The 9396-nt window shown below is 42.3% G+C and carries 5 protein-coding genes; all 5 read left to right on the top strand.

What is annotated here, in order from left to right; translation table 11 throughout:
• Positions 1-1644 (top strand): non-ribosomal peptide synthetase (locus UYK_RS24415; protein ID WP_016872037.1); only part of this gene is annotated, 1644 nt, incomplete at its 5' end.
• 2 nt (positions 1645-1646) lie between these two features.
• Positions 1647-6359, top strand: coding sequence for a type I polyketide synthase (locus UYK_RS0120025; protein WP_009456258.1), 4713 nt, complete (start codon positions 1647-1649; stop codon positions 6357-6359).
• Between the two features lie 130 nt (positions 6360-6489).
• Positions 6490-6690 (top strand): hypothetical protein, encoded by a 201-nt coding sequence (locus UYK_RS0120020; protein WP_016866919.1) that lies wholly within the window; start codon positions 6490-6492, stop codon positions 6688-6690.
• Between the two features lie 85 nt (positions 6691-6775).
• Entirely contained in the window at positions 6776-7846 is a 1071-nt protein-coding gene (locus tag UYK_RS0120015; protein WP_009456256.1) for an LLM class flavin-dependent oxidoreductase, read from the top strand.
• Between the two features lie 170 nt (positions 7847-8016).
• The coding region (locus tag UYK_RS0120010) for a condensation domain-containing protein (protein WP_016872035.1) at positions 8017-9396 on the top strand (1380 nt) is incomplete at its 3' end.

Raw genomic sequence — 9396 nt, 5'->3', positions numbered from 1 at the left:
TTGCTGACTCAACAGCATTTGCTTGAGAAACTTCCAGCACATCAGGCACGGGTGGTTTGTCTGGACAGCGATCGCAGTAGTATTGCTCAGGAAAGCCAAGACAACCCTATTAATAGTTCTACTGCCAACTGTCTGGCTTATGTCATCTATACTTCTGGCTCTACAGGTAAACCCAAAGGAGTTTTAGGTCTGCATCAAGGCGCTGTCAATCGTTTTGCTTGGATGTGGCAAAACTATCCTTTTAAACAGGGGGAGGTGTGTTGTCAAAAGACATCCTTAAATTTTGTGGATTCGGTTTGGGAAATTTTTGGACCCCTACTCCAAGGAGTGCGGATTGTTATCATACCAGATAGTGTTGTTAAGGCTCCGCAACAATTCATAGAAATTCTGGCTAGCAACAAGATTACACGGCTGGTTGTTGTCCCCTCATTGCTACGTGTACTCTTGGATACCTACACTCATTTACAACAGCGATTGCCTCAGTTGCAACTTTGGGTAACAAGTGGGGAAGCACTTTCTCATAGCTTATTACAAAAGTTTCGCCAGACGCTGCCGGAAAGTACTCTCTTAAACCTTTACGGTTCGTCGGAAGTATCTGCTGACGTTACTTGTTACAGTTTAAGTCCGCAAGATGCAGTTCCGGCACGGGTTGTTATTGGTCGTCCCATAGCTAATACCCAAGTATATGTGCTGGATAGAAACCTCAAGCCTGTGCCTATTGGTGTACCGGGTGAGGTGTATATCGGTGGAGTCGGATTGGCAAGGGGTTATTTCAACAGACCTGAGATGACGGTGGAGCGGTTTATACCAAATATTTTTTCGGCGTTGCATAAAATAGGAATGGAGAATAAACCACCAAGACACCAAGAACACCAAGAATTTTCTTTGGGTTTTCCTGAAGTAGGAACACGTCTATACAAAACTGGGGATTTTGCTCGTTATTTAGTTGATGGAAATCTAGAATTTCTTGGACGGATAGATAATCAGGTAAAAATTCGTGGTTCCCGGATTGAACTAGGAGAAATTGAAGCGGCGCTAGTTCAATATTCGGGAGTGGAGGATGCTGTAGTTGTCGCGAGGGAAGATAGACCGAATCATAAGCAACTAGTGGCGTATGTAGTTGCTCAAAAGGAGCAGGTGATTACGGTCAGTGAACTGCATCGTTTCCTGAAAGAGAAACTACCTGACTATATGTTGCCGTCAGCTTTTGTGATTCTGGAAGCTATACCACTGTTACCGAACGGTAAGGTAGACCGCCATTCCTTGCCAGCACCCGACCAAACACGTCCGGAGTTAGCTGCGACTTATCAACCACCCCAAACTGAGGTAGAAAAAATCATTGCTCAGATTTGGCAAGAAGTATTGCATGTGAATGAAGTGGGTATTCATGACAATTTTTTTGAACTGGGTGGTCATTCATTACTGTTGTTGCAGATTCATAACCAGCTGCAAAAAAGATTTCAGCAAAGTTTATCGATTTTAGAACTGTTTAGATATCCGACTATTAGCTCTTTGGCTAAATATTTAAGTCAGGAGCAAAACAAACAAGTATCTTTTTCGGAAACTGGCGATCGCTCGGAACAGTTAGAAAAAGGCAAGGCACGAATTAAGCAATTTTTGACAATTAGTAAGAGAAATCAATAAAAATGAGTCATACAGTAGAATTTAGTCGCAATGGTTTAGAAATAGCCATTATTGGGATGGCGGGCCGTTTTCCAGGTGCTAAAAATATTGAAGAATTTTGGCAGAATCTACGCAATGGCGTAGAGTCTATTACTACTTTCACTAATGAAGAGTTGCTTGCTGGCGGCATAGACCCTGACCTACTCAACGATCCCAATTATGTGAAAGCTGGGGCTGTATTAGAGGACATAGAATTATTTGATGCTGAGTTCTTTGGGTTCAATCCTAGAGAAGCAGAGATTATTGATCCGCAACATCGTCTGTTTTTAGAGTGTGCCTGGGAGGCTATGGAAAATGCCGGCTACAATTCAAAAATGTACTCAGGTTTGATCGGAGTTTATGCTGGCGCAGGCTCAAACAACTATGTACTAAATATTTATTCCAATCAAAATATTAGAAGTTCTATTGATCGCAACCAACTTTTCTTTGGCAATGACAAAGATTTTCTGGCTACACGGGTATCTTACAAATTAGACCTTGAAGGACCGGCTGTAGGTATTCAAACTGCCTGCTCAACTTCATTAGTGGCGGTACATTTAGCCTGCCGAGGTCTGTTGAGTGGTGAATGTGATATTGCTTTGGCCGGTGGTGTGGCGATCGATGTGCCGCAAAAAGAAGGATATCTTTATCAAGAAGGGGGAATTGTGTCCCCGGACGGTCGCTGTCGTGCCTTTGATGCTAAAGCGCAGGGAACTATTTTTAGTAATGGTGTGGGTATCGTCGTTTTAAAGCGATTGGAAGATGCGATCGCTGACGGCGATTGTATTCATGCTGTGATCAAAGGCTCTGCTATTAATAATGATGGAGCTTTCAAAGTTAGCTACACCGCACCACGTATAGATGGCCAAGCAAAGGTGATTAGGGCAGCTCAAGTCATGGCTGAGGTTGACCCGGAGACAATTACTTACATCGAGGCCCACGGCACTGGAACATCCCTTGGAGATCCGATTGAAATTTCTGCACTCACACAAGTGTTTCGTGCAAGTACTGACAAGAAAGGTTTCTGTGCTGTCGGTTCGGTCAAGACAAATATTGGACACTCGGATATCACAGCTGGTGTTGCAGGACTAATTAAAACTGTCCTCGCCCTCAAACATAAACAAATACCGCCCAGTTTACACTTTCAGCAGCCCAATCCTGAGATTGATTTTGATAACAGTCCCTTCTATGTGAATACCACGCTTTCTGAGTGGCAGACAAACGGCATACCCCGTCGTGCAGGGGTTAGTTCTTTTGGGATTGGGGGAACTAATGCCCATGTAATTCTGGAAGAAGCGCCTGTTGTAGAAACGAGAGGTGGCGCGTCTCTACAATCTCGACCTTGGCATCTGTTATTGCTTTCTGCTAAAACCAGAACAGCACTGGAAACTGCTACAGTAAACTTAGCAGCCTACCTTCAACAACATCGTGATTTAAACTTGGCTGATGTTGCCTATACTCTACAAGTAGGTCGGCAAGCATTTGAGCATCGCTTCATGGTAGTATGTCAGAACCTTGAGGATGCAGTCCAAAAATTGGAGTTTGCCAATCAAGAGCAAGTCTCGACTTACTTGAAAGAACTCCATAATCGACCTGTTGTATTTATGTTTCCTGGGCAAGGGGCGCAGTACGTAAATATGGGTCGAGAACTTTACCAAACTGAACCAATATTTCGGGAAGAGGTAAATCGCTGCTGTGAACTGCTCAAGCCTCACTTAGGTATAGATTTGCGCCATGTCCTCTATCCGAGTGAAGAACAGATTGAGGCAGCTACACACCAACTGCAACAGACTTATATTACCCAGCCAGCACTGTTTGTGATTGAGTATGCCTTAAGTCAGTTGTGGATGGCGTGGGGCATCCAGCCGGAAGCCATGATTGGTCATAGCATTGGCGAGTATGTAGCAGCTTGTTTAGCGGGCGTGCTTTCCTTAGAAGATGCTTTGATATTGGTTGCTGTGCGTGGACGACTGATGCAAGAACTTCCAACAGGTGCAATGCTTTCTGTTCATCTTGCAGAAGACGATCTGCAACCCTGGCTTGGTAAAGAAGTTTCTCTCGCTGCCAGTAACGCACCTAATTTGTGTGTTGTTTCTGGTTCTGAAGAAGCGATCGCTCATTTGCAAAGTCGTCTCAATGACAAAGGTGTGGAGTGTCGTCGCCTGCATACCTCCCACGCCTTTCATTCCCCAATGATCGATTCTATCTTGGAATCGTTCACAAACCAGGTAGAAAAAATTAAACTAAATCCTCCTCAGATTTCTTTTATTTCTAACTTAACTGGTACTTGGATTACCGCAAAAGAGGCAACTGACCCGACCTACTGGGCTAAACATCTACGACAAACAGTCCGCTTTGCCCAGGGAATGGCTGAGTTAATGACACAGCCAGAACGAATTCTGCTGGAAGTTGGGCCGGGGATGACATTAAGTACCTTTGCCAGACAAAGTAGGACGGATGAACCTACAGTTTTGGCAACACTCCGCCATCCAAAATACCAAAAATCAGATTCAGCATTTTTGCTGACCACCGTAGGTCAACTCTGGCTAGCGGGTGTGCAGGTAGATTGGTATAAATTTCATGCTCAGCAGTCGCGTCAACGGATACCCCTACCAACATATCCCTTTGAGCGCCAGCGTTACTGGATTGAAGCCCAAAAAGTAGACAATAGCCATCCTCAAATAAAACTAACCAGAAAGCCGAATATGGCTGACTGGTTCTACGTTCCTGCTTGGAAACGAGTCATGTTACTTGAACCCTGGAAAACAGAAGGGTTAAATCCGCACAAGTCCTGCTGGTTGATCTTTGTCGATCCATGTGGAGTGGGTTCACAAATCGCCAAACGACTGGAACAAGCAGGTCAGGATGTAATTATAGTCACAATAGGAGAAGAGTTCACAAAACTTAGTGATTGCATCTATACAATCAATCCTCAGCAACAGGATGATTATACTACCTTAATGCAAACTCTTCGCGAACTAGGTAAAACTCCACAAAATATTGCTCATTTCTGGGGTGTCACAGCAAATACTACATCACTGGGTAAAACTTTACACCCAAAAACACAATTAGGGGTCGAGGACTTTTGCAAATCTCAGGATCTAGTTTTCTACAGTCTGCTATTTTTAGCACAGCAATTGACCAAACACCATCTAACTACCCCGGTGCAAATAATAGCCATAACCAACAATATGCACGAGGTGGTGGGTCAAGAACAGTTGCAGCCAGAAAAAGCAACAGTGCTAGGTCCATGTAAAGCGATCGCCCAAGAATATCCACATATGAGCTGTCGCAGTGTTGATATCGTCATCCCTGAATCGGAGACTTTTCTGGAAAAGCAACTTATAGACCAACTCATGGCTGAACTAACTCAACAACCATCTGATTTAGTTGTTGCTTACCGCAATGGTCATCGTTGGGTGCAAACCTTTGAACCAATTCAATTGAACGAAGTAGTTCCAGAAAAAACACGGTTAAGAGAAGGGGGAATTTACCTCATCGTCGGTGATCCGGTCAAAGGTCTGGGTTTAGTGTTTGCAGAATATCTAGCTCAAACAGTACACGCCAAACTCATCTTAATCGAAAATTCAGAGTTGCCGGCAAGAAATGAGTGGGAACAATGGCTAGCAACTCATGATCAACACAATAATATCAGTGATCAAATCAGAAGAATCCAGGCTTTAGAAGAGTTAAGCGGAGATGTTCTGATCATCAAAGCTGATGTTGTCAATGAAGAACAAATGCAACAGGCTATGACCATAGCTTATGAGCGTTTTGGTCAAATTCATGGAGTGTTTTATGTACCAGAAATCAGTGGTAATGAAAAGTCAACTTTATCTATTCATGAAATAGGTAAAACTGAATGTGAGCAGGAATTTAAATCAAAAGTACATGGAATTTTTGTATTAGAAAAAGTTTTACAAGATAAAAAGCTTGATTTCTATCTTTTACAATCCTCACTATCATCAATTTTGGGAGGATTAGGACTAGTTGCCTATTCAGCAGCTTACCTATTCATGGACGCCTTTGTTCATCAAAAAAAACAGCAAAATTCTGTTCCTTGGTTCAGTGTGAATCGCCAAGCTTTTATCTCCGATTTAGAAAAAGAAAAATATGTGTCATTGGGATCAACTGCAACAGAATTATTCATGACACCGAAGGAAGTTTGGGAAGCTTTTCAACGCATTTTGTCTATGGGTTCGGCAAACCAGATTGTTGTTTCCACAGGGGATTTACAAGCAAGAATTAATCAATCCCTGAAGCTCAAACCTTTAGAAACTGTCAGCAACTCTAAAAACTCACAGCAGGCAGATTCTTTTTCACAGCACTCAAGACCGAATTTACAAACTGTTTATGTAGCTCCCAGAAATGAGATTGAGCAAACCATTGCCAACATTTGGCAAGAAATTCTTGGAGTTTCTCTAGTAGGTGTGAATGACGACTTTTTTGAATTAGGAGGACACTCTTTGTTGGCTGTCCAAGTTACTTCTCGTTTGCGAGAAACTTTTCAAGTAGATTTACCGCTTAACAGCATTCTGTTTGAGGCATCCACTGTTGCTGGACTTGCTGCTGTTATTGCTCAACAACAACCTCAACAGGAAGAATTAGAAGAAATGGTTGCTTTATTACAAGAAGTTAAGAGTCTTTCAGCGGAAGAAGTTCAAGCAGAAATGGCTAAAGATTTTTGGTCTAGCTAATCACAGAAATTAATAATTAGCCACCATGAATTGCTAGAGCTTCATCGGTGTGCATCTGTGTTCATCTGTGTTCGTTTTTTATCTTAATTCTATTTTCAAGTCAGTCGTTCACGTTGGTACACAACAAATCATGACAATTCTGCTTCTCTGTGTTCCTTATTTTCAAGGTAGACTCTCACGGGCTATTGCCCACAATGAGGAGATGAAGAATATAACGAACACAGATGCACACCGATTAACACCGATGGATTATGCGTTTGCTGTTAAGTTGATTCCCAATCTCTATTTTCAAGCTAGTCAATCACGAGAAAATCCCACAAAGAGTGCATGAAAAGATTAATTTTCCTACACCCTTACACCCCCACATCTATTTTCAACCTAATAATCCCTCGCATCAAAACATCAGGAGTTACAGAATGGAATTCAGTTTATTTTATTTCTCCGGTGATGGTTCAACAAATCAAACAAACAAGTATAATTTATTAATAGAATCTGCTAAATTTGCAGATAAAAATGGTTTTTCTGCGGTTTGGACTCCGGAACGACATTTTCATCCGTTTGGAGGGCTTTATCCTAATCCATCTTTAACTAGTACAGCCCTAGCGATGGTAACTGAGCAAATTCAGTTACGGGCTGGAAGTGTTGTGATGCCACTTCATAATCCAGCACGGATTGCTGAAGATTGGTCTGTGGTTGATAATTTGTCTCAAGGTAGAGTAGCGATCGCTTTTGCCTCTGGTTGGACTGTAGATGATTTTGTACTGTCTACTGAAACACATGCTAATCGCAGAGAAGCTATGTGGCGTGGAATCGAGACTGTACAAAAGCTGTGGCAAGGTGAACAAGTAGAGTTCCAAGATGTTACGGGAAAAAGTTTCAAGTTGAAAACTTTTCCCAAACCAGTGCAGCCCAAGTTCCCACTTTGGATTGTTTGTCAATCTCCAGCAACATTTATTGAAGCAGGCAAGATTGGAGCTAACATACTAACTTCTCTTTTGGGAGGGACTCTAGAAGAGGTGGCAACTCAAATATCACTCTACCGTGAATCTCTGGCAAAACATGGTCATGATCCTCTAGCTAAAAAAGTAGCAATGATGTTGCATACTTTTGTGGGAGAAGACTTCGATATCGTCAAAGAACAAGTGAGGGAACCTTTTTACAACTACCTCAAAACCCACATTGATTTGCTGGAGAATCTGGCAAAGAATTCTGGCGTAAACGTGAATTTGGCAACATTCACCGAAGCGGATATAAAAAGTCTTTTGCGCTTTGCTTACGAAGGTTGGCTGAAAGGGAGGACTTTAATTGGTTCAAAAACTACCTGTATGCGAATGATAGAACTTTTAAAGCAGGCTGGTGTTAATGAAGTGGCGTGTCTTATTGATTTTTACTCAGATTTTGATGCAGTGATGGCGAGTTTATCTTATCTCAAAGAGTTAAAAGATATTTGTAATTCAAAAAAAGAAAAAGTAAGTTTACTCAACTAATAAATTAACGTATAGCCCTTCTCTCTTGGATAAAGCACTGCTTTATCGGTGTACCCTACGGGAAGCCGCCCTTACGGGCGTCTACATCTGTGTTCCATGAGTGTTCGTTTTTTCCCTGTACAGCACCCAACTACAAATCTTTAAATATAAATTAACTCAGGCATTCATTAATGAGAGATTTGTATCAACAAATAGCAGAACTATCTCCAGATCAGCGGGCATTATTTGAAAAGCGACTTCAGCAAAAAGGCTTGAGTTCTGTAAAAATTTCCAGAATTTCTCAGAGAAAAGACTCTGATTCTTTGCCTTTATCTTTTGCTCAGCAAAGGTTATGGTTTATCCAGCAATTAGATCCTGACAACAGTGCTTATAACGTTTTTAGTGCCTTGCGTATTCAGGGTCAATTAAATGTAGCAGTGTTAGAACAAACCTTCACTGAAATTGTCAGGCGTCATGAAACCTTACGCACAACTTTTACTACCAATGCTTCTGGAGAACCGATCCAGGTTATTACTCCGCCCCAGCCCGTAACATTGCCGATCATGGATCTGACAGAGGTTTCTAATCTGGAGGAGGAGGTACACCAGCTAATTGTTAAGGAGGCGCAGCAGCCTTTTGATTTAACGAAACCATTGCTGCGGCTGACCCTTGTGCGATTAGATGCAGCAGAACATGTATTGCTGTTGACAGTACATCACATCATCTGCGATCGCTGGTCAATGGGAATATTTGTCCGGGAAATGAAAGCACTTTATGAAGCTTTTGTCAATAGCAAACCTTCACCCCTTCCCGAACTGCCAATCCAGTACCCAGACTGGGCAATTTGGCAACGCCAGTGGTTACAGGGACAGGTGTTAGAAGAACAGCTAAATTATTGGCAAAAGCAGCTTCAGGGTAACTTGCCAGTGTTAAAATTGCCAAGCGATCGACCCCGGCCAGTTGTTCCGACTTACCAAGGTTCGCAACAGTCGTTAGTATTATCGAAACCTCTATCTGATGCTGTTAAGGACTTGAGTAAAAAGGAAGGGGTAACGCTGTTTACGTTACTATTAACAGCTTTCAACATTTTGCTTTGCAAGTATACTCATCAGGATGACATCATTGTCGGAACTGATATTGCTAATCGCAATCGCGTTGAAACCGAAGGATTAATAGGGTTTTTAATCAATACTTTGGTATTGCGTACTAGCTTGTCTGGAAACCCCAGCTTTCGCGAATTACTCCATCGGGTACGTGAAGTTATGCAGGGGGCATATGCTCACCAAGATTTACCCTTTGAAAAGCTGGTGGAAGAATTGAATCCAGAGCGAACTCTCAGCCAGATGACGCCACTGTTTCAAGTCAAGTTTGATTTACAGCTGGCACAGGTGGAACCACCAGAACTTTCGGGTTTGACCGTCATTCCTTTAGCATTTGATAATGGGACTGCAAAATTTGAACTGCGTTTTAACCTCTCAGATACAGAACAAGGGATAACAGGACTAGTAGAATACAGCACCGACTTATTCAATGACAGTACCATCACCAGGATGGTACAGCACTTTCAAACC

The sequence above is a fragment of the Fischerella thermalis PCC 7521 genome, from assembly GCF_000317225.1.
GTDB lineage: Bacteria > Cyanobacteriota > Cyanobacteriia > Cyanobacteriales > Nostocaceae > Fischerella > Fischerella thermalis.
This window is presented reverse-complemented; position numbering and strand designations above follow the sequence as displayed.

Bases quoted from the DNA above. Each gene is read 5' to 3' on its own strand.
- UYK_RS0120020 (WP_016866919.1), top strand. From the start codon at position 6,490: ATGACAATTCTGCTTCTCTGTGTTCCTTATTTTCAAGGTAGACTCTCA.
- UYK_RS0120015 (WP_009456256.1), top strand. From the start codon at position 6,776: ATGGAATTCAGTTTATTTTATTTCTCCGGTGATGGTTCAACAAATCAA.
- UYK_RS0120025 (WP_009456258.1), top strand. From the start codon at position 1,647: ATGAGTCATACAGTAGAATTTAGTCGCAATGGTTTAGAAATAGCCATT.